The sequence below is a fragment of the Vibrio sp. S234-5 genome, assembly GCF_000960595.1.
GTDB lineage: Bacteria > Pseudomonadota > Gammaproteobacteria > Enterobacterales > Vibrionaceae > Vibrio.
Genome location: NZ_JZAM01000208.1, coordinates 1 through 25,514, shown reverse-complemented (window position 1 = coordinate 25,514; position 25,514 = coordinate 1). Strand labels below are relative to the sequence as shown.

The window sequence follows — 25,514 nt, the reverse complement described above, 5'->3', positions numbered from 1 at the left end:
CGATTCGCTATCGGGGTATTCCGGTGTGGTCACCTGTGGAAGCAGAAGACTGCAATGAGAAACCGTGCACGGGAGTAGCTTTGGCTCACTTTAGTCAATTGCCATTGAGCTAGAAAGCTAAACAGCAAAGTGAAACAAACCGACACTCAAGAAAGCATCCTGTCCCCACACAGCACACAACCCAAGGGAAGACGTTGAGAGTTTATTACAGCCTGTACGGTCACTTGCTCAATAAAGAGCGACTATACAGAGGATTTAAAAAGGTGTGGAAAGCGAAAGGCGCGGCCGGAATAGATAGGCAGAGCCTGAGCGACTTCGCCTCAAATCTGAGTGATAACCTTGACCAACTCCTCTCTGAACTCAAAACCAAGCAATACCAACCACAACCGGTCAGACGGGTAGAAATTGCGAAAGACGGCGGTGGAGTGAGATTGCTTGGCATCCCGACAGTTCGGGACAGAGTTGTCCAACAAACCCTAAACGACCTCTTAACGCCAATCTTCGAAGAGCAGTTCCATCCATCAAGCTTTGGATACCGCGACCGGGCTGCCTGACAGTATTATGAGTGCGATACACAAAGCTGTGCTCGAAGAGTTTGAGGAGAACAGCAGCCGTATTTGTGAGGATGATAGCGAATCCTCCTTAGAGAATCATATTAATGACCTGAAAAAGTTTGCACCGCGGTTCGGTGTGTCGGAGAAAACGTTGAATGACGCTGTTTCAGCCATCGAGGATCCGATAGGAGAAATCGAGGAGCAGAGCAGTAATGCTTCCCCGGTTACCTTTACGTCTTCGAAAAGCAGTGAAAGTGATAAGTTTGACGACATGGATCTTCGGGACCTGTTCATACCTCTCCTTGATCGTTAGTCTGGATTTTGAATATCAGGTCATTGCCTTTCGTTTAAAAAGCGAGTTTTCCTAGGTGTGGTATAGTTTATGGTATTTTTATATTTTCAGTTTGTAAGGGGTTGAAATATATTGGTTATTTTTTTTATTGATGATAGAGTTGGAGTGACTGGTACTGGCTGTCAACGGCAGGCTCTATGCCGACTGATAGATGGAATTACAGGGTGCCCTGCTCAACGTGCTAACCTGAGCCTGTAATAACTTCGCAAGGATGCAAACATGTTGCCGTTGCTGGTTTGCAGGGAAGCTAGCCCGAGTGTCGGCGCACCGCTGCATGTGCGCTATCGCCCGGAACGTACTCTCCTTTATCAACTTTCGGCTCGTGGCTTTATTGCGATTGTTGAACAGCAGCTGAGTCATAGCCAGTGGCTGGTCGGTGAGTACTACAGCATGGCCGACAGTATGCTGACGCCATTTCTCGATCACCTTGAGGGTATCCCAGTGCTGGATGAACAGGGGCCGATTATTGCGGCGGGATCAGTCTGTGCGGATTATTTACAGCGGGTCAGGGCCAGAAGCTCCGCTTGGGTGTTGGCGGAGTCTTGATATTTCTAATGCTTATATACATCTGCCATGAGTTATAGTTACTGGCAATTCAACATGGAGATTAGACAGTGACATTTGCTGATTTGTTCAAGCTAAATACGGAAGCAGCGGCACCGGTTATTCAAATCATCAGTCACGAAACCCTGCGGATTCGCGCCTGTTGCATTCAGGCAGCCACAGATCTGAGCAGAGACCTCTACATCTGGAACATGCCCCAGGGCTTGAGGAAATACGATTTTGAAGACAATTGCTGGGAGTCGGCGGATGAGGGGGAACAGCCTCAAGAAGTTCTCGAGTGGTTAGTGGATATCAGTGCAGGCGATGAAGAGCCTGACTTCATCCTGCTTCTGGAAGACTTCCATCATTTCCTTAACGAGCACACTCTGATCAGCCGCTTGCGTGCATTTGCGATCGCTGTTGCCAGCCGTGAAATCAATAACGTCACTGTTGTGTTATCCCAGCCCGCTCCTTTACTGCCTCCAGAATTGGAGAAAGAGGTACAGGTGATGGAAATGCCATTACCGGATACCGATGACCTCAAAACTCTGATGCGACAGGCCAAGCAGCGGTATGAGCTGGGCGACAGGGACTATCAAGAGTCATCCGCTCTGATCGAGTCTGCACTTGGTCTCTCAACCAGCGAAGCCCAACTGGCTTTCTCAAAGGCCGCTTGCCAGTTCAGACGTCTCACCGAATCTGAAATTCCTTTTATCGTTAAAGAAAAAGAGCAGGTGATTCGCAAGAGCGGACATCTGGAATACTTTCATCCAAAAGCCTCGCTCGATGATATCGGCGGCCTCGATAACCTCAAATCCTGGCTGAATCGCCGTCGCCAGTCGTTCACCAAAGACGCCCGTGATTTTGGTCTGGAAACTCCCCGAGGTGTATTACTGCTGGGATTGCCCGGCACGGGTAAAAGCCTCGCAGCCAAAGCGGTCGCTAATGCCTGGCAGCTACCTTTGTTGCGTCTGGACATGGGTAAAATTTACGGCGGTATTGTTGGTCAATCTGAGGCGAATATCCGCTCGGCCTTGCAAACGGCTGAGGCGTTGGCACCGAGTATTCTTTGGGTCGATGAAATCGAAAAAGGCCTGTCTGGCATGCAAAGCTCTGGCGCGACCGATGGCGGAACCACCTCTCGGGTGCTGGGCACCTTTCTTACATGGATGCAGGAAAAAGAAAAACCGGTGTTTGTGGTGGCGACCGCTAACCATATCGCCCAATTACCGCCCGAGCTGCTGCGTAAAGGCCGTGTCGATGAAATCTTCTTTGTGGACTTGCCGGTACAGCAGGATCGAAAAGATATTATCGAGATCCATCTGAAACGCCGTAATCGTCTCGAAGATTTTACGCAAGACGAATTGGATGAGCTGGCGATCGCCAGTAAGGGTTTTACCGGGGCTGAACTGGAAGAAGCCGTCAAGGAAGCCATGTTTCTGGCTTTTGATGAAGGTCACCAGTTAAACAAGGACGATATCCTCAAGGCCATTCAGGCCACCTCACCACTGTCTTTAACCATGGCAGAAATGATTAATGACACTCGCGCATGGGCCAAGGGGCGTGCCGTTGCTGCGAGTTCGGCCGAGCCTGAAATCCTAGATGTGTCCGCCAGTAAAAAACCACGTCTTAAACAAGAAGGCGAAAACCCGTTCGTCAAAAAATAATCAGGACTGCTTGTGATGGAAAACCCGTTTTTTACTGCCCTTGAACAACAAGGCTTCAAGGCTGCCACGCTGGCAAGCGAGACCAATAGTGTCCTGATGCCGTTTATGCATTACCTGAACAACAGCATCAAGGCACTGGAGAACAAGGAAGTCAGCTGTGAATGGAAGCCTGTTGCCAGTAAACGCTATCAGCTCAAGCCTGACAAACGTATCTGGCAACTGTTGCCAGTGAGCGAAATAGATGTTTTCGTCGGTAAGGAAGGCTGGTTTGAGATTCTTACTGTTGATGGTGAGTTACCTGATGCTGATTTTGACCCGGATGAAAAAGATCCGATTCAGCAAGGTAAAGGTAAAGGTCGGCGGGAGACAGAGATATCTGATGGTGGATATATCGCTTCAGCTTACCAACTGTATTTACCCAACCTTGAGTTGGATGACGATCCGATTTCATGGAGCGGTTATCAGCTGGAACTGCGTCCATTAGGTGTTCAGCTTGACCAGTTAGAGTCGGTTTATATCGACGGCCAGCCATGTAAGGTTTCGAAACAGGCTGGTGCTCGTCTGGCTCTGCAAGGCCATGTAAAAGCCAGCAGTAAACTGTCTATTGGCGGGCAAGACACGCCTTTCACCTGGATTAAAGGAATGGACGAATCCCGGCTTAAACAATGGCAAGCCAAATCCAATGGCAATGGTTGGCTGCTGTTTTCAGAGGTGCGTCCACAGCTGGATGGCCATAAGCTCGAAGACATTACAGATAAGCAACTGGCAGGGCTGAGTTGTGGTCACTTTCAAAGTCAGGGGCAATCCCTGCAAAGTGATCACTGGGAGTTACGTGTAGAAAGCAACAAGCAAACGCGAAGCCTGATACTGGAAAGCCGTACTAATCAAGAGTTCAAGGATACCGATTCTCTTATATGCCCAGTATTTCCAGCTCTTTGCTGGCAACTGGAAAAAGCGCGAGTCGAAGAAAAATGGATTCAGCTGTTCGAGAAGGAAGGTAGCGACGATACCGGCAAGTCCGATCTGGACTATTTCTTTGACGATAACCAGAACATCAAAATCCTCGATTCTACTCAAGGCAAATTTGATGATGGCTTCCGCGTACTCAAGGCTCGTCAGGATGAACGCCAGATCCTGCTGGCCAGGAATATCAAAGGCAAGAAAAACTGGAATAGCGAGTATCCATCCCAACACGGGAAGTCCCGCGAGATCCGCGTGAGCGTGGATACCAGCCAGCTCAAACGTCAGAAGGATGCCATCAACCAACTGATGAGCCGACCATCGGGTGGTCATTGGCCTTTGATTCAGATGTTGCAAAAGCGTGAGCAAACTCGTTGGCCAGACATTCCGACTGTACAAATCGTTGAATCCGAATGGAAAGTACTGACAGACCCGAACTTCGATGGCTGTGATCGTCAGCGCGAGTTTGTTACCAAAGCCTTGGCGAACGAAGATTTCACCATTCTGGATGGCCCTCCGGGTACAGGGAAAACCACCACAATTATTGAACTGATCATGCAACTGGTGTTGCAGGGTAAACGTGTTCTGTTGTCGGCTTCAACCCATGCAGCTATCAACAACGTGCTTGAACGCATCAAGGAAAATCCAGCGCTGTCAGCACAAATATTTCCGCTGCGCATCGGGGATGAAAACAACGCCATCGGTGTTGAAGAATTCCAGTTCGATAATCTGCTCAGCGGTCTTCAGAAAATCCAAGGGTGTGATCAGCTCAGCAAGCAGTTAATGGTGGATTCTTCCAATCTTGTTTGTGGGACCACCATAGGTATTCTGAGGCTGTTCAATGATCGCGAGGTGTCACTGGATACCGGCGAGCCACCGTTTGATGTGATGATTATTGACGAGTGCAGTAAAACCACCTTTCAGGAATTCCTGGTGCCTGCCCGCTTCGCCAAGCGCTGGGTCTTGGTGGGCGACGTGCGTCAGCTATCGCCGTTTACTGATCGTGAGCAAATTGTTGCCAACCTCGATAATCTGATGCTGGTTCCGCCCAAAGGCAAAACACCAGGTCAGAACCTTTCTGCAGCAGTCCAGCAAGCCTGTTTTCTTTTGGAAGAGCTGCGAGGCAATAATAAATCTCCGTATTCACAGCCAATGCTGGTGCCTGTTACACGTGACGTTGCAAACGCATTGCTTGCAGAAATTCGAACACGCACTTCACTGCCAAAACTTGCCAAGGGCCTGGATAACCTGTTGGTCGTAATGGCAAGAGAGGGACGTTATGCCGATCGCCATCAGCTTGGGCTGAAACAGATCCAGCAGAAGCCGGATCAACTGTATCGTCACAATCTTTGTTTCGTCGAAGAAGGTTGTCTGGGTGAGATTGCCCAATGGATTCCTGACGATATGTTGATTCTTCATCCCGATTGGTGCCACACCTCCCAAGCAGCGCAGCATAGAGTTTCGGGAACTGGCTGTAAGTCGTTCAAAGTTAAAACCTCTGATTACACGGATACCGTGCAGGTTCATAAGGAGCTACTCGACCGGATCGACAACACAAAATGGTCGGAAGAAGTGTGTTGGCGTCTGGAGCGCGAGTACTGGCTGCGGTTATCCGTCAACCAGGGGCAGAAAACCGGTTATCTGGAGGACACACTGGAACGGCTTTTCCCCAAGTCAGTATCAGCTGATGGCCGAATTCATGTACTCAAAAATATCGCTTTCCCGTCGATTCTTGAGGCGCTATCGGGGGATGGTCTGGTCAAACGCAAGAATGATGATCCAACGACCTTGAATCAGGGTTTTAATCCTTCTGAAAAATCCCAGCGCTATACGACGCTGACCTATCAGCATCGAATGCACCCGGATATTTCAGCATTTCCTCGGCAGCAGTTTTACACCAAAGGTGTTTTGGCCGATGGAGGCAAAACGACCTCCGACCGAGCCTGGAACTATCCGCAATATGACTCCCGAAATATCTGGCTGGACATTCGGGGAACCACATTACGAGGCAATAGTAACAAGCAGGAAGCACAGGCTCTGATGACTGAGCTGAAAGCGTTTTGTGATTGGGGACAAGGCAAAAGCAAAAACAAAAAAGGTGAACCCTTTGATGTAGCAGTTCTGACGTTCTACAAGGGCCAGGAAAAAGCCTTGCGGGAAGCCCTGCAGCAATTGCCAGGAAATACTAACCATTACGCACGATTTAATTACAAAGGCATATCGATCAAGTTGGCGACAGTGGACTACTTCCAGGGCCAGGAAGCGGATGTGGTGTTCCTGTCGATGGTGAATACCCATCGCGATGGCTTTATGGACTCACCCAATCGCCTTAACGTCTCCATTACCCGTGCCCGATATCAGTTAGTAATTGTTGGACATCATGAATATTTCTCTCAGCGCTCCCGTACGCTGGAACTTAAGAAACTTGCAGAATCCTGCCATGTTTCGACTGCAAGTAGCCAAAAACAGTCGCACCATCATGCAGGTAAGAAAGGGAAGTCTCATTAATGAGTGGCAATCAGAAAAACAGAATGAAGTCTTTAGCGGAATGTAAAGGGAATGCTCCAGCAGATGCTGCTAATCAATCCAGTCCCGGCAAACAGGCTGATGGCAAAACAGGCTCGCTAGCCTTAACGCTCATCAGAACCGTTCAGTTGAAACGTTATCCCATCATCGCGAGAGTTACGTTTTTACGGGAACGCCCCGATCTGGTGTCCTTGTTAAAGAGTATGCAAAACAATCCGGCCGATATGCCGCCTCGACTGAAGCAGTATCTAAAACAGGAAACGCTGTGGAACGAATCAGGCATTACAGATAAAGGCCAGCAAGTCATTGATAGTGGCCTGTTCGAAGCCAAAGAGCGCGGTCTTTACCATATCTGGTACACAGAGAACGACCCGCTTTTGGGGATTCATCCGACGTTTATTCAGAGGGATACAGCGTTCTTTGAACCCAATATGCAAAGCTGGAAAAAAGGATCTGACGCGGCTCGATCAAAATTCCGGGTAGATGACTCGTTACAATTGAGGGTTCTGGAGGAATCCTTTGTCGATCGCAACAAGACGGAACTGAAAAATATCAGTTTGCAGATCGTATCGCTTGAGCCGGAAGTGATTTGCTCTCCCGAGAAGTCAGCAGAGATTCATCTTGAATGGAGGCTCGGCTTTTCAGCATCGCAGCTCAGCCTGAAAGGTCAGCTGGATATGTTGCAATTCAATCAGAATAAAACCAGCTCACGCCCCGAAACGTTGGAACTCTCCATTAATGATTTTGGTGATCGCCTGAACGATGTCATGGCGGCTATCGCTGGAGAATTCGACGGCCACTGGCTGCCTAAAGACCGTCGCTTGCAGAGTTCGCTGGAGTCGATTCAGCGTTATCCATCAGCAGTGCAGAAATTTCAGATCGGCAGTTTTAATCGCTCAGGTCTGACAACCGATATGGGTGAGTTTCAGTCGGTTCAGGCCAAACACATTCCCATTCAGCCACTTAACCAATCCGATGCTGAGAAATGGCAGCGTTTCTGGCTTGAAGACTTCTACAGCCGAAAATACCACTCATCGGCAGAGGCCCGTAAACAGCAGGCCGAATGGCTGGATCATATCGCCTTACATGATTTTGAACTGCCATTTAAAGAACAGCAGTCCTTGTTGTCTGAGCTATCACGCGAAAGTCAGCCACTGGCGTATTGGCATATTGCGGCGATGGCCGATCTGACTCCGTCCAAAAGCCGCAAGCTGCGCATGCCGCTCAGTCTGGTCAACGGTGATGTATTGGATCTCGATGAGCTGATCCAACAGTTGTCAGGAGGCGAATACATTAAACACATCATCTATTCAGATCGTTATGTACATACCTCACGTCAGAGCCGCAACCTGAGTTATGTGGCTGCTTATTTTTCTGATGCCGAAGGCTTGCTGTTGACGCTGGATAGGCAACATGGAAAAGAAGCAGAACTGCCAGCAAACTGGTCACGCGACATCCTGCACAAGCAAAATGATAACCACGGTCGCTACTGGATTCTGGTCGGTACGGAGCATACCTGGTGTTGGGAATACAACTGCGGGCTGGATTTTATTCGCGAGAATAGTGGGCTATTCATTGTTGATGGCTCACCGACCTTCACTCCGAAAGAGGTGGCAAAGCTGCCTCGATACTTGCAAGACCAGATCAATAACACCGCAGTGGAGGCTCTCTGATGACACGGATCGTACCTCGTCAGGAACAATTTCGAATCGATTACCAGAACGAGCATTTACCGGCGTTGTTCAGCAAGCAGGCGTCTGATGCAGACTTCAGTAGCGCTTTGCCGATGTTGAATAGTGAGTTTCTCAGCCGGATTATCTCCATGGCTCGTCTGACCCTGATGATTGCCTGTGAGCAACTGAAAGACGAATCGCTGATTCAGGCCATCAAAGAGCAGGCAGAAAAAGGCATTCGTATTTATCTGCTGCTGGGCGAGAAAAACGCCAACAAGGTTGCAATTGACGTGTTGTCTGGCCGCTGCCTTATTCGCACTGGTGTGAGCCAGAAAGGTGCTCTGATGGTGGTGGATCACACCACTACTCAGGCTCAAGGGTTGCTGTTGATGTCTGGTCAGCATCTGGTATCTGCTGATCAGCCTGTCTGGGGAATCCAGCTGGAGCGTCAGCAGATCGATGACAGTTTTCGTAGCTTTTGCAAACTGTTCTGGGAAAATAGCAATGAGGAATACCTGCGACAGAACCAGCAACAATCCAGCGTTCAGCATCCGGATGGCGCGGTCGTTACCAACCACTCCCATCAGCTATGCGGCACCTTAAACGATTGCCTGAGAGATACCCTGAAACAATTACAAGCGGCAACTCATTCCAGCTTTAGTGCTTCCGGTGATGGCTGGCGTTTGTTGCTGAGCCTTCAATCGCGAGATATAAAAAATAAGGCACGTACCGGCGTAGCCTTGACAGAGCGTCCGATCCCGTCGCTGTTGTTATCGAACGATGGCAACTGGTTATTGCCAGATGAAACCGACTTTGCTGCTGCCAACTGGTGCTTAAAGTTATCTGCACAGCAAAGCCAAAAACTTGAACAAGCCTACGATCAGGCCTTTGAAGAGGCTGCATGGCAGTATAAAGATGCAACTTTGATTCTCGAATGTGCTGATCAACAGCTACTTCGTTTCGCTGACCAACCGGGTCTGGAACATTTGGTTGAGGTGGTTCGTGAAATTGAACTTGAGGATATCAACACTCAGGACATTGACAGCTTCCTGAATGATGAAGCCGAACTGCTTGCATCCGGAGTGACTGGTTTGCAACGTAGTCATCTTGCCCACTTTATTGATTATGACGTGGTGGTGCATCCGCCCTACTGTCCTCAGTCTGCAAAGCCGGATGCCTTGTATCAGGCCTGGGAAAATGCAGAAAAAGATTGGCAGCAACGTCTTGAAGTGCTCACTAATGCCCAGTCCAAAATCGACCAACAGCAAGCAAGTATCGCTGACAAGTTAAGAGGCTTTATCAAGGGGTTCTTACTCGGGCAGGGACAATCGGTGAAATCCCTGAATCTGGAAATAGACACCCTTAAGAATTGGTCTGTCACCAAGGCTACACCGGCTGAGCGAGAGCTGCATCGCCAGCAATTAGAGTCCTTGCAGGATAAAATTCGCAAGCGTGGTTCCGACACTGATCAGGAGTTGGATAAAGCCGAGCAAAACCAGCGCTGGGAACTGCAGCGTGACAATCTGAAAGCCGAACAGATGAAAAAGAGCGACTTGTCCCAACAGGTGTTGTCAGCTCTCGAACAGCTGAAAAAGAACAAAACCGAGGCCACTTTTCAGGTTGAGCAAAAATTCAGAGCTAGCTGGATCTCGGCTGCCGAAAGGCTGACAGATCAGCAGCTGAATGACATCGAAGTCAACGGCATCCAACCTGAACAGTTTTTTGCAGAAGCTTTGCCTGAACCTCAGGCGGCACCAAAAGACGCTGTTGAGCCGGAAAAGCAGGCTCGACAGGAGGCTATTCAACAAGCCAAAGCCAGACGTGAAGAATTAACACAACAGGCTCGCCAGGCCTGTATAAAAGCCAGACGAGAAGCTCTGCAGTCGATGGATGTGGGTCAGGCTAACAATTGGAAAACATCCATTAAAGAGAAACCCTGGAAAAAGCATTACAGCGCTTTTGAGCGCTGCTTGGCTGATCATGAACAAGGCGTGAAGAAAATCGAGCGTGATATCCATGAGGCTCAAAAAGCACTGGATAACAGCAGAACCGAACAGGAACGAGCAGAAAAGGCACTGAATGAACACGGTTCATCGTTTGTGTATCAGCCGAAACAAGCATCCGATGCCTTTGCCAAACAGCTCGGTCTGAAAGGTAATACAGCTGTTGAAAACCAATTCCAGTGGCCATCAGAAGAACTGCCTGCCAATGGTACAGAGTTACGTAAGTATCAGCAGAATCGTTATCTGGTGGTATTTGATACCGATCAGATCGAGCAAGCCTGTCGAGATGCAGAACGCCTGAAAGCTCAACTTGTGTGTGACAAGGAGTCCGCCAATGCCTGAACAGAAAATTACCCTGACGATTGATGACGACGGAGCCATTAGCGCCAAAACCAGTGGATTCAAGGGCGAAAGCTGTCTAGAAGCGCTGGATGAACTGCTGAATCTGAACGGTGTCGTCAGCAGCGTCAAAAAGACCGATGAGTATCATCAGCAGCAGACCCAACAAACGAATCGGGCTCAGTCTCTCAAGGGGAAGTCCTGATGAGTGCCGTAATCAAAACAGTTACGCCATTTGTAATTGAAGAAGTGCTGATGGAAGCATTGCAGACTGTTGGAGCAGAACCAAAAAAAGTCACTTCGAATGAGGTTGGCCTGGTTCAGCGCAATCGACTTCAGGTTGGGGATATTCTAACTAATCGCAGTGATTACAACGGCCGTCAGCTGTTTCGATTTGAGCGAGATCGCTGGGTGATGATGCATGATTCAGATGAGTATAGTGCACTTACCGTCGGTCGCTATTCGGAAAAGGGTTATACCAAGGTTTCAAAATTCCTGAATGATGTTAGCGGTGCTTATGAATCTGCTTATGGAATGCATCTGGAAAAACTGGCTGAGCAGGAACGAATCCGCCTTGAGGAAGAACGTAAAGCGAGGGTTGAAACTACTCGCCAGCAAGCCATTGCCAAGGCCAAAGCCCAGGGTTACTCAGTTAAGGAAACTACCAACAGCAAAGGCCAGATTCAGTTGGTACTGACCCGTATGGTGTAGTTATGCGACAGGACTATGGTGAGTACTTTAACGTTGCGCATATTGAACCAGAAAGCCATATATATGGCCCTGGTAAACGTTACGTTATTTGGCTTCAGGGTTGTTCGTTAGCTTGTGAAGGATGCTGGAATCAGCAGATGTGGTCATTTGAGCCTGAACAATTGATACATCGGGAGCAATTATTGGATGACATTCTTCAATATAGGGATATTGATGGCATAACCCTACTTGGAGGTGAGCCTCTACAACAGGCACCAAACACACGTTGGTTATTAAGTTCTATTAGGCGCTCCTCGGGCTGCTCGACGGTTTTATATACCGGTTTTACGTATAGTGAGCTAGTAAAGCGCAAGGATTGGGCATTGCTCAGAGAACATTGTGACTTGATGATAACCGGTCGCTACTCTTCTTCTTTAAGGAATACGAATCTTCGTTGGAGGGGCTCGTCAAATCAGGAATTAATTTACCTGGCGGGAGGCAGAATTCCTCTGGAGCCGCCAGAAGACGCTAACGAGGTCGAAGTCATTATTGATGAAAATGCTGCTATCAGAGTTCTTGGTTACCCGGACAGCGGCTTTTTCGGGACTTTAATAGATTCAGAGTAACTTGGATTTGTCTAGCTTGACTTTCAGCTCCTGGGTGTTGAAGTCGGCATCTGTTGCCAGCCAGGCCCGGGCCTGTTGCAGGTCTGCCAAAGGGTTGATGGTTGCCAGTTGTGCTGTCAGCCACTCGAGCATGGCTGCTGCAATGCACTGGTGACGACCTTCAAGCGGGCTGGCGTGTTGTTCGGCGATGGCGACAAAGGAATCCAGTGATGCCAGTAACAGCCGGACATTCGCGGCCGTCGACTGCACCGGCCCGTGGTGGGTCAGGTACATAAAGTTGGGTTCAAGTGCAACCAGCAGTTCGATGCTCGCACGAGTGGCGAACGGGTCTAAGTGCACCGGTGTGGTGGTGACAAACAACAGGTTTTCGCCCGCAGGCGAGTCAAACACCTTGTAGGAAATGCTGTGACTGCTGCTGTCGTGAACACAGAAATGGTCTTTAGCGTGTCTGGGGCATCTCAATATGCAGCATCTTGGCGAAAGATGCTTTGTAAAAGCCGCCCGAGGCCTCCTAGTTGAGCGGGATGTTTGTGATGGTAATGCGGGTGAGTTGGCCATCTGAAGATGCTAATCCGACATCTTGAGCGTTTTTACGATGCATGGCATTTTTCATGGTTTTTTGATTGAATTTTTCTTCAAGGTATTGTTTTATAATTTATTTATTGTTCTATTGATAATAGAGTTGGAATAATCCTCACGAGGTATTTTCGACAAACCCTGAGCTGTGTCTCAGGTTTTTTTTATCAGCGGATCTCCCATTCTGTTGGTTTTGGAACAGGGCAGGCATAAGCGATGTCGTAGGATGTTGTGCGGTTTTCATCTCATCAAAATGACTCGCATTTCTCGTGTTTACCCGCGTTTGTTACTGCCGAGTTTATCGATAACGGTCTAATCTGCTGAGTAAATTCACTGTGTAGAGTAGAGGATAAAACGATGGACATCTCCCATCTGTCGCTGTTGATTGGCTGCGCACTGGCGGCTGGAGCGCAGGCCGCGATGACGATTCAACCCGACCCGCAAAATGCCAATGGCTATTTGGTTTCGCGCGCAGAGTTGCAAGCGGCGGAACAAGCCAAAACGGCCAATCCCATGTATGCGATTTGGTCGCAAGCCCTGCAAACACGCCCCAACTCCGTGGTCGAAGCGATAGAGCCGGGGGCCAGCAGCAATCCAGAAAACGTGAAACGAGTCGAACGTGTTTTCCCGCAAAGTGAGTGGGATTTCTTAACCCAGATGGCGGCGCCGGAGTACACTTACACCCGTTTTTTGCGTGCCGTGGGTAAGTTTCCTGCTTTTTGTGGGGAGTACAATGATGGGCGAAACGCGGATGCGATTTGTAAACAGTCCATCGTGACCGCTTTTGCTCACTTCTCTCAAGAGACTGGTGGCCACATTGCCAAAGGCAATGTTTCAGATAACCCTCTAGCTTTGGAAGAGTGGCAGCAAGCGCTGGTGCATGTGCGTGAAATGGGCTGGTCTGAAGGTCAAGCGGGTTACACGACAGGCTGTGGTCAAAACGATTGGCAGAATCAGCGCTGGCCGTGTGAAGCCGGTCAAGGCTATTTTGGTCGCGGCGCTAAACAGCTCTCTTATCATTTCAATTACGGCGCATTTTCCGAAGTGATGTTTGACGGCGATGCGACAGTACTACTGAAAAATCCTGCGCTGGTGGCGGACTCTTGGCTCAATTTAGCTTCGGCAATCTGGTTTTTCTTAACACCGCAAGCCCCCAAACCCGCTATGCTGCACGTGATTGATCGCACTTGGGTTCCGTCGCAGCGTGAAATCGATGCTGGAATTGGCTATGGCTTTGGCACCACCATCAATGTGATCAATGGCGGGATTGAGTGCGGTGAGCAGAACAAAAACAAAGGCCAGCCAGTGAACCGTATTCGTTACTGGGAAGGGTTGGCGGAGCATTATCAGATCCCGATTGAAGCCGATGAGAAAAACACTTGCTGGCAACAAACGCCGTACGGCAGCCTCAATCTCAATGGTGCGACTGACGTGTTGTACACCAACTGGGATGGTAACTGGAAATACTATGCAGATCGCCCAGGTGGCTATTCGTTCGAGTGTGAGTTAGTCGGCTTTCAAACGGCGTACTCGGCTTTGGTGCCCGGAGACTACGAAAAATGCGTGAGCAATTTTTATGGCTCACACGCCAGCTGGCCGCAAGTACGAGTGGTGGATAAACTCGATCCGGTCGACCCTGGAACTGAGCCGGGCGGCAATGGTTGGGAGAGCAGTAAAGTTTACCTAGCGGGCGATCTTGTGACTTACCAAGGCGCGACCTATAAAGCGAAATGGTGGACTCAAGGTGATGATCCAAGCAAAGGTGGCCCGTGGGAGCTAGTGGCGGGAACACCATCGGAGCCTACGCCAACACCAACACCAACACCAGATCCGGTTCCCACGCCGGATCCGACGCCAGATCCAACCCCAACACCGGACCCAACTCCCGAACCTACCCCCATTCCAGACACGTTTGTGCAGTGGGAGCCGGGAGCAAGCCAAGTGGCCAATGGCGACAAAGTGACGTACAACGGAAAATGTTTTGTGGCCAAAAATGGCCCGGGCGTATGGGAAACGCCAACGCAGTCTAACTGGTTCTGGGATGAAATTTCCTGCCAGTAAAAGAAGTTAGCTAAAGAGGCTCTGCATGTGCGGGGCCTCTCTTTTTTACCGGCTTTATCTGGAAACTTAGTTTGCACTTTCGCCTTCTATCTTTTATTCAAGGCTCAATTAAAATCCGCGCGTAATTTTTATCAACATTTTTGAAAGGTAAGTGCCGATGTCTACTAAACTGGCTAACCCAGCGCCACTCGGTCTGATGGGTTTTGGTATGACCACCATCCTGCTGAACATCCATAACGCAGGTTTTTTCCCAATCGACTCTATGATTCTGGCAATGGGCATCTTTTACGGTGGTCTGAGCCAGGTGATCGTCGGCATCATGTGCTTTAAACGTGGCGACACGTTTGGTACGACTGCCTTCACCTCTTACGGTCTTTTCTGGCTAACTTTAGTCGGTTTGATCGTGATGCCCAAAATGGGTCTGCCTGCCAGCCCAGCACCATTCATGGGATGGTACTTGGCGCTATGGGGGATTTTCACTGGTTTCATGTTTATCGGTTCTCTGTGCTACCCAACGGCGAAGCAAGTGGTATTCGGCTCACTGACTATTCTGTTTGCGCTATTGGCTGCACGTGATTTCACCGGCAGCGAACTGATCGGCACCATCGCTGGTTTCGAAGGTATTTTCTGTGGCGCAAGTGCGGTTTACTTTGCGATGGCGCAAGTGCTGAACAACGAATACGGCCGCACTATTCTGCCAATCGGTGAGAAGAAAGCACCAGCAGTGAAAGCGCAAGAGCTTGCTGCGTAAGCTGAAAATTTTGGGAACAGTTAAAAGGGGTTAGCCAGTGGCTAACCCCTTTTTTAGTACCCCTTAGGGAATACTGCTTTTTATTATTGTGTGATGTTGTGTGTTGCACTTCCGTAGAAGTTAGAGTGAAGGCTGCTCCACAGCGCGGGTGGTTTTCTCATCCGCTTGTGGTGCTTGACCAGTTTTACGCTTGTACTTCTCTTCCCAGTAAGTCGCACCTGTAATGCCGAGTTTGACCGGGTTAAAGATAAACTCTGTCACGCCTTGCTTTTGTTGTTCTTCATAGTCTTGCAGCGCTTTGAGAGCGGGTTTAGACATGAAGAAGATGATCAGAATACCAACAATGTTGAGCCATGCCATTAGGCCTACACCGACGTCACCCATTGCCCAAGCTAAGTCTGCGGTTTTCACCGTGCCGTAGAACACCACAGAGATCAATACCACTTTCAGAACAAACATCAGGCCATCGACTTTAAAGGTGCGACGGATGTAAGCGATGTTGGTTTCAGCGATGTAGTAGTAAGCCAAAATAGTAGTAAAGGCAAAGAAGAACAGTGCAATGGCGATAAATGGTTTACCGACGCCAGGTAGCGCGCTTTCAATCGCCATCTGCGTATAGACAGGGCTGTTGGCAGCGATGTCTGCGGCAATGTTTTGTACCAAGAAACCTTCTGCACCGTGTACGTTGTACGCACCAGTAATCAGGATCATAAACGCGGTTGCCGAACACACTAGCAGTGTATCAATGTAGATAGAGAAAGATTGCACCAGACCTTGCTGCGCAGGGTGCTCAACACTGGCCGCAGCGGCTGCGTGAGGGCCCGTACCTTGGCCAGCTTCGTTCGAGTAAACACCACGTTTTACCCCCCAGCCAATGGCCGCACCAATTCCAGCCATTGGTGTGAACGCATCACCGACGATCATGGCAACAATACGTGGTACTTCACCTATGTTGAGTAGGATAATGACGAATGCTGTGATGACGTACGCCAAGGCCATGAAAGGCACCACCACCTGAGTAAAGCTGGCAATACGTTTTACCCCACCGAAGATAATGAAAGCGAGGATGACTGAGATAACCGTACCAGTGAAAATTTTCGCAAAACTGAAGGTACCGATAGCGGTGTCAATCATGTCACCTGAACCAAATGCCGCTTCAACCGCATTGCCGATGCTGTTGGACTGCACGCCCGGTAGCAGCACACCACAGGCAAAAATGGTCGAGATGGCGAAAACCCACGCATACCACTTCTGTCCCATGGCTTTTTCAATGTAGTAAGCTGGGCCACCGCGGAACTCGCCGTTGTCTTCTTCTTTGTAGATTTGTGCCAGAGTGGATTCGGCATACGCGGTTGCCGCGCCGAAAAACGCCACGACCCACATCCAGAAAACCGCACCCGGGCCACCGAAGCCGATAGCGGCAGCAACGCCGGCAATGTTACCTGTACCCACACGACCAGACAGTGAAACGGCGAGTGCTTGGAAAGAAGAGATACCTTTGGTGGAACTTTTGCCAGAAAGAAGCAAACGCCACATTTCAAAGAAATGACGAACTTGCACAAAGCGCGTCATGATGGAGTAGAACAGACCTGCGCCCAAGCACAGATAAATGAGTGCTGGGCTCCAAATTATTCCATTCAGAAAATCAACGAATGACTGCATGAGTATTTTCCCTGTTGTGTGTTTGTAGTGTTTGTTTTGAGTATTTTCTGCTCGGTATATTAATCTTTTTGTAACTCAAATGTTAACCAAAATATCTACAAACTGTCAGGTTCGTGATTGTGAACACAAAATGCTAACAAGATGTTAAAAGTTGGTCGGGTTTGCCGAAATTGATAAAAGGGAAGAGGTTTTAATAGATATTGCGGATAAATGCAGAATAATGCATTGCAGTGACCGTCAGAGCAGGCGGCTGAGTGTCACTGCAATTAGTCAGGATGTTAGAGTGATCTGCTGTTAACTGGCGTAACGGAAGTAATCTAAGCCAGAAATGGGCTTTTGCTGTGCGCCGCTAATCACTTGCGCTAGCAGGTGTCCAGAGCCGCACGCCATGGTCCAGCCAAGTGTTCCGTGTCCGGTATTGGTGTAAAGGTTGTCTATCGGTGTGCGGCCAATCAGTGGCGTACCATCGGGCGTCATTGGGCGAAATCCTGTCCAAAATTCGGCTTTAGTAAAATCACCGCAGTGTGGAAAAAGATCTTTTACCACCATCGCAATCGTTGCTTTGCGCTTCTCAGGAATAGCGGGATCAAATCCAGCCAACTCTGCCGTGCCCGCGACGCGGATTCTGTCGTCAAAACGCGTCAGCGCCACTTTATAGGTTTCGTCCATCACGGTGGATACAGGGGCTTGCTGCGCATCGCTGATTGGCACCGTCAGCGAGTAGCCTTTGACCGGATAAACCGGAATGTCGATGCCTACGGTTGCCAAAAGCGAGGTGGAGTAACTGCCCATGGCTACCACGTATACGTCGGCTTGCAAATCGCCTTGGTCAGTGGCGACGGCGACCACCTGATTGCCTTCGGTTTTCAGCGCTTGAATTTGCGTGTTGAACGAGAACGTCACCCCGTGGGCTTTCGCCAGTTCCGTCATTTGTTGGCAAAAGAGATAGCAATCGCCCGTTTCGTCATCGGGCAGGTATAAACCGCCAGTCAGCTTGTCACTCACTGCGGCAAGCCCGGGCTCTTGTTTGATACACTGCTCTACGCTCATACGTTGAAAGCGAGTGCCACTTTGTTCAAGCAGTGCAATGTCCTTTTCTATCGCTTTGAGCTGTTTTTGATTGCGAAAGACTTGCAGCGTGCCTTGCTGGCGGCCTTGATACTCAATGTGGTGTTCTTGACGCAGCGCACTCAGGCACTCTCGGCTGTGATTGGCGATGCCGAGCATACGTGCTTTGTTGATTTGGTAGCGGCTGAGCTGGCAGTTGCTTAGCATTTGCGTCGCCCACTTGAACAGTTGCGGATCGAGCGATGGCTTAATTTTTAGTGGCGCGTGCTCTTCCAGCAGCCAACGGATGGCTTTTTGCGGAATGCCCGGCGCGGCCCAAGGCGAGGAGTAGCCATAGGAAATTTGTCCGGCATTGGCAAAACTGGTCTCTTCCCCGCTGCGAGACTGCCTATCGACCACGGTCACTTGATAGCCTGCTTTTTGCAAATACCATGCACTCATTAAACCCACGACACCGCTGCCTAACACCACTGCTTTCATCGACGTTCTCCTCGTTAGAAACAGCGTGAGTTTCCATTGTTTACAAGCCAGTAACAATCGATATAAATTAATCGCAGCTTATAGAAAAACTAAATGCAGAATGACGACATTAATCAAAAGTAGCCACCTTGCCGCACTCTACACCTTTGTCGAAGTGGGAAAACACACCAGCCTGACAGCGGCTGCCAAGCAGTTATGCTTAACCACTGGGGCGGTTAGTCAGCAACTTCTCCAGTTGGAACAGCAACTTGGTTTTAGTTTATTTGAACGGCACTCGCGCGGTATTCGCTTCACCGACAAAGGTCGGCAACTGCATCAGTGTGCCGGTGTGCACTTAGGTGAAATCGAGGCGGAAGTGGGGCGTTTGCGTCAAGAGCAGGGGCGAGCGCAAGAAGTGCGCCTCAAGTTGACGCCGTCATTTGCTTTCAAATGGTTAGTGCCCAAGCTGGACAGTTTTCATCAGCAATATCCGGAAATTCAGATCCAAATTTTCGCCGAAGGGGCGCTGGTTAACAGTGACACCCGAGATTTTGATCTGGCGATCGATTACCGCCCTCATCCCTATCGTCACCCCAACGCCGAATTGCTGTTGGATGAGTCTTTGTTGCCGGTGATGAGTGGCAAATATTTGCACGCTCACCCTTGGCTGAGCAAGGCCAGTTACACCCAACAGGAGTGGGCCAGCGTGGTGCTGCTGCATGATGCCATGCCGTGGGAAAAAGCGGCCCGCGATTTTGAATGGCTCAGTTGGGTGGCCGATCGGCGTTTGGATCTACCGACCGATCGCGGCCATTTCTTTAACCGTACCGATATGGCGATGTCGGCGGCTGAGGCGGGCGTTGGCATTGCCATGGCACGCATGGCGCTGATTGACAACGAACTGGAGAGCGGGCGTTTGGTCTCTCCCTTTCAGCCGGTCAAAGCCAACGCGGGTTACTACTTGATCCGCAATAGCGAGAACGACAGCACGGCGGCGTTTATCGCGTGGCTCAAACGGCAAATTCACAATTGAGTTGAAACTCAATAGCAGGCATCTACACTTAGTCTGACAGCGAAAGTGTGTATCCGCGCTTCTCGCTTGGCACAACGAGGCAGCAAAATGAAGTCAGATAAAGGCCGATGCCGCTATCAAAATCCTGATGGCTGGTGCTGCGATCAACCCAGTGGCGAATCGGGCCTCTGTTATTGGCACGATCCCGAGATAGATAAAAGCAACGACGATGTAAAATCTCAGGTTGAGCAATGGGCAGCAGAAGGTAAACCTTTAGACGGATTTCAGTTGGCAAAAACAAACTTGGCGGATCTTAATCTGGTCAATCGTGGCAGCAAAGTGGGCTATCAGTGTCGTGAGGCCGATTTTTACCGTGCCGATCTCAGTAATGCGCACTTTTTTGGCTTGGATCTGCGCGGCTCGTCGCTGATGAAGTGCAAGCTGGTCAGCGCCAACTTGCATTGCGCGCGGCTAGAAGGGTGCAATCTACTCGGCGCGGATCTTTCGCGAGCACGGCTGGAAAACATCGATTGGGGCAGCGAGCTCAAGCAGGAGCGTCAAGCTCGGGAAGCCAAGCAAAAGGGCGATCTGCACAAAGCCGAATCGCTTTGGCAGGAAGTGGAAGAGGTGTGCCGTGGCATTCGTAAGCAGTGTGAAAAGCAGGGCTTATTTGAAACGGCTGGGATGTTTTTCAAAAAAGAGATGCGTTTTCGCCGCTATCAAATGCCGAAAATGAGCATGCAACGTGTTCTTTCCAAGCTGGTGGATATTTTTTGTGGTTACGGTGAAGATCCTTTGCGTGTGGTGCTGTTTTCTATCTTCCTCATTTTGGCTTGCGCCAGCGCTTATTTCTTTCTCGATACCACTTCTGCCAACCCGATTTACGCCGACATGACGGGCTGGAAGTTCTATCTGTTTGAGTTTTTGAACGCGGTCTATTTTAGTGTCGTGACCTTCACCACTCTCGGTTATGGCGATATTTCACCAGTTGGAATGGCGCGCTTTATCGCGGCCCTCGAAGCCTTCCTCGGCAGCTTCACCATGGCGCTGTTTGTGGTGGTATTTGTCAAAAAGATGACCCGATAACCGGCGTGCGGATGATCTTTTAGACATTACGGCGCTTTTTGAGTAAGGCGTAGAGCATGAAAGCAAACAGCACCGCGGTGGCAAACCAGACGATGAGGCGATGGCCTGCATAGAACTGGCTTATTTGCGTTAAATGCTCAAAGGCATAATGGGTGATAAGGCCAAACACAGTCACCCAAATGGTGGTGGCGAGTAAGTTGCCCAGTAAGAACTCCTTGAGTGGCATTTTTGCGACGCCACACGCTAACGGCATAAACTGCTTCATCCCTTCGATAAAACGACTAACTACCAAACAGGCCGGACCGTATTTTTGAATGGCATTTTGCAGTTTGCGAAACTTGTTGCCTGAGATGTAGCCTTTCTTATCCAACCACTCTTCAAAATAGTAGCCAAGCAGGTAGCCCAGAGTATTACCAGTAAAGCAGCTGAGCCAAGAAACCAACATCACCGCCGGAAAGCTCATCACTTGCTGCGCAGAGAGGATCGAGGCAGCAATCATCAAGGATTGTCCGGGCATCGGCACGCCAATGCCTTCAAGAAAAATACTGACGATCAAGGCAAGATAGCCGTACTGTTCCAGAAGGGGTTGCATGACAAGAAGCAGTTGATTGAGCTGTTGCAAGTTGGATATCCGCTTGGAGAAACGCTGATCTTTAATAGCGCTGTTCGAGTAAAGAATCAACGCTTACGGCATCGGCAAGCTGGAAATTGACATAACCCTGATAGAAATGGTTCGCCAAGTTAGGTGTGACAAGTATTGAGATCATCGTAGGCCAAAAGCGTTGGGAACCCTATGGTTCAATTGCTTTTGGAACATGGCAAACCAAATGCTGAGTAAAAGTAACCCGACTTAGTGTCGGGTTGCTTTTATATAACTTTTCTTATGTAAAATCAGAGCTTTGATTGCGCTCGATTCAGTCGATCATGCACCGCTGACCAGCTTTCGTCCATCGGTGGTCTTTCTACCCAAATTTCCTCGCAGCCCCACTTGTCTGCCTCATCAAGTGTGCGGTAGAGCGCGTGAGCGTAGTCTGCTACCGATCCCGGCATTTGTTTCGCTTTGATATTGGCGTGATTCTCAAATGGCGAATAGTGCAAATAGGCGATCTTGTCATTGGCTAAGTGAATCAGTTCGCTCGCATCAACCAAACGTACCCGCGTATTTGGCTGGTAGTGGCTGGTTACGTTACCAGGTACGGCAACCGTGTGGTTCACTGGTGAACTCACCTCTTCGCCTAACGTGGCCGATAGCTGCGCGGCGGAGATTGGCCCGGCTCGCAAAATGCGAAATGGCTTTTCGGTCAGATCGACAATCGTAGATTCAAGGCCGTGAGCACAGTCACCGCCATCGAGGACAGCGGCAATTTTGCCGCCCAGCGAGTTGATGACGTGCTGCGCAGAGGTTGGGCTGAGCTTTTTATAAGGGTTGGCCGAAGGCGCTGCGACGGCCATTCCCGACGATTGCAGCAAGGTGGCAAACACCTGATGGGCAGGCATTCGGATACCAATGGTTTCTAAGCCTCCCGTCACCACTGGAGTCACGTGAGCGGCTTTTTTCAGCAGCAGAGTTAGTGGACCGGGCCAGTAAGCTTGTGCGAGTACATAAGCTTCTTCAGGGATCTCGACAGCCCAATCCGTCAATTGTTCAACTTGGCCAATATGCACGATCAACGGGTGATCAGCCGGTCTTCCTTTCGCGGCAAAAATCTTCTTAACGGCTTCTGGGTTGGTGGCATCCGCCGCCAGACCATAAACCGTTTCAGTCGGGATTGCGACCAGCTCACCTTGAGCAAGCAGCTCTTTAGCCTGGTCGATCTCTTTTTGCTCAGCGGCAGAAAGATAAAGCGTGTTCAATGTGACTTCCTCTGGGGCGGCCTAATACGAAGGCCCGATAACAATCTTACCCAACACCATGGCGTTTGCCAGAAGGCGCGGTTTAAAACAAAGGCGACATTATACTCAACTGCTAACAAGATGCGAGAGCAATGCCAATGCATCGGTGACCGAAAATAACTGGCATCAAATATGCTTGAAAATTAGACAAAGGACTCAGTCTGTTCCATCGACTAAGCGGCGAAAATCTGGCAACACTATTTCGTCGTTGAGCAAATTAAAAAGGAGATGACAATGGAATCTCTCTACAAAATTGAATCATACAGTGAAGAAGCGGTGAGCATGATTGCTCGCTTTATCCACCGCAAAGGCGGCGTCTGCTACGTTGCTGGTTTTGCGGTGATCACCAATCATCCTTTCAAAGAGCGTGAAGCGGCCACTTTATTGCCGCTGGTGGCGCGAGTAACCGACAATTTAACCGAATGGGATAAAGCGTTTATCACCCATCAGGGACATTAAAAAGCCTTGGCGAGCAAACCGTGTGCTCGCCAACGGCACGTATTCCTGTCGGTACTTACTGTGCTAGCAAAATCTTTTTCAGCAGTTCCGCCAGTTGTGCTTGCTCTTGTTTGTCCAACACACTCAGCATCTGATCCATATTGGCCACGTGTGCTTGTAACGCTTTGTCGATGACGTCAACACCTTGTTCGGTGAGTGACACGCTGCAACTGCGCCTGTCATGCGCACTGGCGACACGCTGCACCAACCCACGTTGCACCAGATGTTCAATCCGTGTACTGACCGCACCGGAAGAGAGCATCAGCGTCTGATACAACTCGGTTGGGGTGATGTCACGGTTGCTGCGACGCATGGTCGCGAGCATATCAAACTCAATGCTACTCAGCTCATGGGCCTGAAAAACCGCTTCTAACTGTTTCTTCCACAGTTCACTAGTGCGTCTCAGCCTTCCGACCACCCCCATGCTGGAACAATCCATATCGGGTTTCACTTCACGCCACTGCGACAAAATCGTGTCGACTTGATCGTTTGCCATGCTTTTCTCTCAACTTAATATCTTTCCAAAAAGATACTTGATCAAAAGTGAATTCTCCATTATTTTTTAAAAAGTATCTTTTGTGTAAGATACTTTCTTATAGCACAAGTCAGGTGAGCCATGAATAAAGTGAATTCGGTAAAAACCATTGTCCTCACTGCTGTTGCGCCATTGGTGTGGGGCAGTACCTATATTGTGACCACGCAAGCCTTACCGCCAGAAAGTCCGTTGATTGCCTCGACCATTCGCGCGCTGCCTGCGGGCATTCTGCTGGTGCTTCTGAGCCGAACTTGGCTGCAAGGCATCTGGTGGGGGCGTCTTGCGACCTTAGGCCTACTGAACATTGGGCTGTTTTTCTATTGCCTCTTTTTTGCGGCGACCTATTTGCCCGGTGGTATGGCGTCTTTGGTGATGTCTTTTCAGCCGATGCTGGTCATGTTCTTGAGTTGGTTCTGGTTGAATGCGCGTGTGACATCAAGGCAGTGGCTGGCGAGTGGCGTAGGGGTGATCGGCATTGCGCTTTTGGTCCTCAATAGTTCGGTCGCTCTGAATCTACAAGGGTTAGTGATTGCCGCTTTGGGGACGTTGAGTATGGCATCAGGTGTGGTGTTGACCAAAAAGTGGGGCCGGCCAAGTGGTATGTCACTGCTGGGTTTTACGGGTTGGCAACTGCTGTTTGGCGGCGTGGCTTTATTGCCAGTATCGCTGTGGCTAGAGGGCATTCCTTCCCAACTGACCCCCACTAACTATCTAGGTTACGGCTACTTGAGTTTGATTGGCGCAGTGCTTGGCTACTTTCTCTGGTTTCGAGGCATCGAAAAATTGCCACCGGTTACTGTTTCGTTTCTCGGCTTTCTCAGTAGTGTCTCGGCCTGTTTTCTTGGCTATCTGTTGCTCAATCAAGCGCTGACTTGGCCGCAATTACTCGGCGCGTGCGCTATTTTACTCGCTATTTTATTGGCTGTGCCTCGCTCTGAGCTGCGAGCCAATCAAACTACTTTACCGTTAAAAGGAATCTAATATGAACATCACTATCGTTTCTGGTAGCCAACGTGCCAACTCGCAAAGCGCCAAAGTGGCTTACTATCTACAAACCCTATCGCAGAAGCATTTCACTCAGGTGAACGTGCTTGATTTGCATCAGCTCAACTTGCCGTTTTGGAATGAAGGGGTTTGGCAGGGCAGTGAAGAGTGGCAAGTGTGGTCGCCCATCGCGCAAATGCTCAAGCAGTCAGATGCCTTTATTTTTATTACACCGGAGTGGCACGGCATGGCAACGCCCGCCTTGAAGAACTTTCTGATGCTAGCCACCGATGATGAACTGGCCCACAAGCCCGCATTGCTGGTCAGTGTGTCTGCCAGTGTCAACGGCGTGTACCCTATCAGCGAACTGCGTATGACGGGCAATAAGAACAATCATGTCTGTTTCTTACCGGATCACCTTATTTTCCGCCAATGCGACACCTTGTTTACTCAAGAGCACAGATGTGCAGACGAGCAACTTCATGCCCGCAGCGAGTACACCATCTCGTTGCTGGCGGCTTATGCCAATGCGCTCGGGCCAGTGCATCGAGAAGTGGCCCCCGATTTTCGGACATGACTTTAAGTGGTCGATCTGTTTTGATAGTACCCAACAATACAGGGACAGATTATGACTAGAAAACGTAGAAACCACTCTCCTGAGTTTAAAGCTAAGGTGGCACTCGATGCCGCTAAAGGCGATAAAACCGTCGCTGAGTTAGCTCAGAAATACAACCTGCACGCTAACCAAATCTCGACATGGAAAAAGGAGCTGCTTGAAAACGCAGCCATGATTTTTGCCACCGAAAATCACACAGGAAAAGAGAATTCCGAAGAAGTGGACAAACTTCACGCCAAGATCGGTCAATTGACCATGGAAAATGATTTTTTGGCCAAAGTGCTCGGTCGTTAGACCGAGCCCAGAGAAAGAGTTCGCTGGTTAAATCCACCCCATTGCCGAAAAAGCGCCAGTGTGAGCTGCTCAATATTGCTCGCTCT

Annotated in this window: 22 protein-coding genes and 2 pseudogenes; 18 read left to right on the top strand and 6 right to left on the bottom strand. The window is 49.6% G+C overall.

Annotation, left to right across the window (positions count from 1 at the left end; translation table 11 throughout):
- Positions 1-194: 194 nt before the first annotated feature.
- The 10 genes and pseudogenes from UF06_RS28375 to UF06_RS11420 form a co-directional block, all read left to right on the top strand.
- Positions 195-539 (top strand): annotated as a pseudogene (locus UF06_RS28375) (group II intron reverse transcriptase/maturase); the annotation flags it as partial.
- Positions 540-561: 22 nt separating this feature from the next.
- The gene (locus UF06_RS11460; protein WP_045570581.1) at positions 562-867 is read left to right on the top strand and encodes a hypothetical protein; all 306 of its coding nucleotides are present in this window, start codon (positions 562-564) and stop codon (positions 865-867) included.
- A 258-nt stretch (positions 868-1,125) separates the two neighbouring features.
- Positions 1,126-1,452: a glutathione S-transferase domain-containing protein gene (locus UF06_RS11455; RefSeq protein WP_045570580.1), complete on the top strand. Its 327-nt coding sequence runs from the start codon at positions 1,126-1,128 to the stop codon at positions 1,450-1,452.
- A 68-nt stretch (positions 1,453-1,520) separates the two neighbouring features.
- Positions 1,521-3,116 carry an AAA family ATPase gene (locus tag UF06_RS11450; RefSeq protein WP_045570579.1) on the top strand — a complete coding sequence of 532 codons (1,596 nt, stop codon included), beginning with the start codon at positions 1,521-1,523 and terminating at the stop codon, positions 3,114-3,116.
- 15 nt (positions 3,117-3,131) lie between these two features.
- Complete coding sequence (locus UF06_RS11445) at positions 3,132-6,584, top strand: AAA domain-containing protein (RefSeq protein WP_045570578.1); 3,453 nt, start codon at positions 3,132-3,134, stop codon at positions 6,582-6,584.
- A complete protein-coding gene (locus tag UF06_RS11440) occupies positions 6,584-8,275 on the top strand; it encodes a hypothetical protein (protein ID WP_045570577.1) in 1,692 nt (563 codons plus the stop codon). Before UF06_RS11445 ends, UF06_RS11440 begins: the two co-directional genes overlap by 1 nt.
- Complete coding sequence (locus UF06_RS11435) at positions 8,275-10,620, top strand: hypothetical protein (RefSeq protein WP_045570576.1); 2,346 nt, start codon at positions 8,275-8,277, stop codon at positions 10,618-10,620. The genes UF06_RS11440 and UF06_RS11435 overlap by 1 nt, the downstream gene beginning before the upstream one ends.
- Positions 10,613-10,822 carry a DUF2997 domain-containing protein gene (locus tag UF06_RS11430; protein ID WP_045570575.1) on the top strand — a complete coding sequence of 70 codons (210 nt, stop codon included), beginning with the start codon at positions 10,613-10,615 and terminating at the stop codon, positions 10,820-10,822. Before UF06_RS11435 ends, UF06_RS11430 begins: the two co-directional genes overlap by 8 nt.
- The gene (locus UF06_RS11425; RefSeq protein ID WP_045570574.1) at positions 10,822-11,328 is read left to right on the top strand and encodes a hypothetical protein; all 507 of its coding nucleotides are present in this window, start codon (positions 10,822-10,824) and stop codon (positions 11,326-11,328) included. Before UF06_RS11430 ends, UF06_RS11425 begins: the two co-directional genes overlap by 1 nt.
- Positions 11,329-11,330: 2 nt before the next feature.
- Positions 11,331-11,933 carry a 4Fe-4S cluster-binding domain-containing protein gene (locus tag UF06_RS11420; protein WP_052702554.1) on the top strand — a complete coding sequence of 201 codons (603 nt, stop codon included), beginning with the start codon at positions 11,331-11,333 and terminating at the stop codon, positions 11,931-11,933.
- Here the strand turns inward: UF06_RS11420 and UF06_RS11415 are convergent.
- Entirely contained in the window at positions 11,925-12,323 is a 399-nt protein-coding gene (locus UF06_RS11415) for a hypothetical protein (protein WP_052702553.1), read from the bottom strand. The genes UF06_RS11420 and UF06_RS11415 overlap by 9 nt on opposite strands.
- A 543-nt stretch (positions 12,324-12,866) precedes the next feature.
- Here UF06_RS11415 and UF06_RS11410 point away from each other — a divergent pair.
- Both UF06_RS11410 and UF06_RS11405 read left to right on the top strand, forming a co-directional pair.
- On the top strand, positions 12,867-14,570 hold the full coding sequence (locus UF06_RS11410) for a chitinase (protein ID WP_045570573.1): 1,704 nt from the start codon (positions 12,867-12,869) through the stop codon (positions 14,568-14,570).
- A 157-nt stretch (positions 14,571-14,727) separates the two neighbouring features.
- Positions 14,728-15,321 carry a GPR1/FUN34/YaaH family transporter gene (locus UF06_RS11405; protein WP_039424320.1) on the top strand — a complete coding sequence of 198 codons (594 nt, stop codon included), beginning with the start codon at positions 14,728-14,730 and terminating at the stop codon, positions 15,319-15,321.
- A gap of 120 nt (positions 15,322-15,441) precedes the next feature.
- Here UF06_RS11405 and UF06_RS11400 read toward each other — a convergent pair whose 3' ends face one another.
- Both UF06_RS11400 and UF06_RS11395 read right to left on the bottom strand, forming a co-directional pair.
- Positions 15,442-16,983 (bottom strand): alanine/glycine:cation symporter family protein, encoded by a 1,542-nt coding sequence (locus UF06_RS11400; RefSeq protein WP_045570572.1) that lies wholly within the window; start codon positions 16,981-16,983, stop codon positions 15,442-15,444.
- A 294-nt stretch (positions 16,984-17,277) separates the two neighbouring features.
- Entirely contained in the window at positions 17,278-18,531 is a 1,254-nt protein-coding gene (locus tag UF06_RS11395) for a D-amino acid dehydrogenase (RefSeq protein ID WP_045570571.1), read from the bottom strand.
- A 100-nt stretch (positions 18,532-18,631) separates the two neighbouring features.
- Here UF06_RS11395 and UF06_RS11390 point away from each other — a divergent pair, with 100 nt between their 5' ends.
- Complete coding sequence (locus UF06_RS11390) at positions 18,632-19,543, top strand: LysR substrate-binding domain-containing protein (RefSeq protein ID WP_045570570.1); 912 nt, start codon at positions 18,632-18,634, stop codon at positions 19,541-19,543.
- Positions 19,544-19,630: 87 nt separating this feature from the next.
- Positions 19,631-20,608 (top strand): ion channel, encoded by a 978-nt coding sequence (locus UF06_RS11385; protein ID WP_045570569.1) that lies wholly within the window; start codon positions 19,631-19,633, stop codon positions 20,606-20,608.
- Positions 20,609-20,627: 19 nt separating this feature from the next.
- Here UF06_RS11385 and UF06_RS11380 read toward each other — a convergent pair whose 3' ends face one another.
- Both UF06_RS11380 and UF06_RS11375 read right to left on the bottom strand, forming a co-directional pair.
- Positions 20,628-21,230 (bottom strand): DedA family protein, encoded by a 603-nt coding sequence (locus tag UF06_RS11380; protein ID WP_226972832.1) that lies wholly within the window; start codon positions 21,228-21,230, stop codon positions 20,628-20,630.
- A gap of 269 nt (positions 21,231-21,499) precedes the next feature.
- The gene (locus UF06_RS11375; RefSeq protein ID WP_045570568.1) at positions 21,500-22,462 is read right to left on the bottom strand and encodes an L-threonylcarbamoyladenylate synthase; all 963 of its coding nucleotides are present in this window, start codon (positions 22,460-22,462) and stop codon (positions 21,500-21,502) included.
- 273 nt (positions 22,463-22,735) lie between these two features.
- Between UF06_RS11375 and UF06_RS11370 the strand changes: the two genes are divergently transcribed.
- Positions 22,736-22,960 carry a hypothetical protein gene (locus tag UF06_RS11370; RefSeq protein WP_045570567.1) on the top strand — a complete coding sequence of 75 codons (225 nt, stop codon included), beginning with the start codon at positions 22,736-22,738 and terminating at the stop codon, positions 22,958-22,960.
- Positions 22,961-23,015: 55 nt separating this feature from the next.
- On the opposite strand, the gene UF06_RS11365 is transcribed toward UF06_RS11370, so the two are convergent.
- Positions 23,016-23,495, bottom strand: coding sequence for a MarR family transcriptional regulator (locus UF06_RS11365; RefSeq protein ID WP_045570566.1), 480 nt, complete (start codon positions 23,493-23,495; stop codon positions 23,016-23,018).
- Positions 23,496-23,615: 120 nt separating this feature from the next.
- On the opposite strand from UF06_RS11365, the gene UF06_RS11360 reads away from it, so the two are divergent.
- The 3 genes and pseudogenes from UF06_RS11360 to UF06_RS11350 all read left to right on the top strand — a co-directional run.
- Positions 23,616-24,515, top strand: coding sequence for an EamA family transporter (locus UF06_RS11360; protein ID WP_045570565.1), 900 nt, complete (start codon positions 23,616-23,618; stop codon positions 24,513-24,515).
- Between the two features lies 1 nt (position 24,516).
- Positions 24,517-25,095 (top strand): NAD(P)H-dependent oxidoreductase, encoded by a 579-nt coding sequence (locus UF06_RS11355; protein WP_045570564.1) that lies wholly within the window; start codon positions 24,517-24,519, stop codon positions 25,093-25,095.
- 51 nt (positions 25,096-25,146) lie between these two features.
- A pseudogene (locus tag UF06_RS11350) lies at positions 25,147-25,514 on the top strand (transposase); the annotation flags it as partial.

Excerpts from the sequence above, each read along its gene's own strand:
- UF06_RS11460 (WP_045570581.1), top strand. The coding sequence starts at position 562 with ATGAGTGCGATACACAAAGCTGTGCTCGAAGAGTTTGAGGAGAACAGC.
- UF06_RS11455 (WP_045570580.1), top strand. The coding sequence starts at position 1,126 with ATGTTGCCGTTGCTGGTTTGCAGGGAAGCTAGCCCGAGTGTCGGCGCA.
- UF06_RS11445 (WP_045570578.1), top strand. The coding sequence starts at position 3,132 with ATGGAAAACCCGTTTTTTACTGCCCTTGAACAACAAGGCTTCAAGGCT.
- UF06_RS11440 (WP_045570577.1), top strand. The coding sequence starts at position 6,584 with ATGAGTGGCAATCAGAAAAACAGAATGAAGTCTTTAGCGGAATGTAAA.
- UF06_RS11435 (WP_045570576.1), top strand. The coding sequence starts at position 8,275 with ATGACACGGATCGTACCTCGTCAGGAACAATTTCGAATCGATTACCAG.
- UF06_RS11430 (WP_045570575.1), top strand. The coding sequence starts at position 10,613 with ATGCCTGAACAGAAAATTACCCTGACGATTGATGACGACGGAGCCATT.
- UF06_RS11425 (WP_045570574.1), top strand. The coding sequence starts at position 10,822 with ATGAGTGCCGTAATCAAAACAGTTACGCCATTTGTAATTGAAGAAGTG.
- UF06_RS11420 (WP_052702554.1), top strand. The coding sequence starts at position 11,331 with ATGCGACAGGACTATGGTGAGTACTTTAACGTTGCGCATATTGAACCA.
- UF06_RS11410 (WP_045570573.1), top strand. The coding sequence starts at position 12,867 with ATGGACATCTCCCATCTGTCGCTGTTGATTGGCTGCGCACTGGCGGCT.
- UF06_RS11405 (WP_039424320.1), top strand. The coding sequence starts at position 14,728 with ATGTCTACTAAACTGGCTAACCCAGCGCCACTCGGTCTGATGGGTTTT.
- UF06_RS11400 (WP_045570572.1), bottom strand. The coding sequence starts at position 16,983 with ATGCAGTCATTCGTTGATTTTCTGAATGGAATAATTTGGAGCCCAGCA.
- UF06_RS11395 (WP_045570571.1), bottom strand. The coding sequence starts at position 18,531 with ATGAAAGCAGTGGTGTTAGGCAGCGGTGTCGTGGGTTTAATGAGTGCA.
- UF06_RS11390 (WP_045570570.1), top strand. The coding sequence starts at position 18,632 with ATGACGACATTAATCAAAAGTAGCCACCTTGCCGCACTCTACACCTTT.
- UF06_RS11385 (WP_045570569.1), top strand. The coding sequence starts at position 19,631 with ATGAAGTCAGATAAAGGCCGATGCCGCTATCAAAATCCTGATGGCTGG.
- UF06_RS11370 (WP_045570567.1), top strand. The coding sequence starts at position 22,736 with ATGGAATCTCTCTACAAAATTGAATCATACAGTGAAGAAGCGGTGAGC.
- UF06_RS11365 (WP_045570566.1), bottom strand. The coding sequence starts at position 23,495 with ATGGCAAACGATCAAGTCGACACGATTTTGTCGCAGTGGCGTGAAGTG.
- UF06_RS11360 (WP_045570565.1), top strand. The coding sequence starts at position 23,616 with ATGAATAAAGTGAATTCGGTAAAAACCATTGTCCTCACTGCTGTTGCG.
- UF06_RS11355 (WP_045570564.1), top strand. The coding sequence starts at position 24,517 with ATGAACATCACTATCGTTTCTGGTAGCCAACGTGCCAACTCGCAAAGC.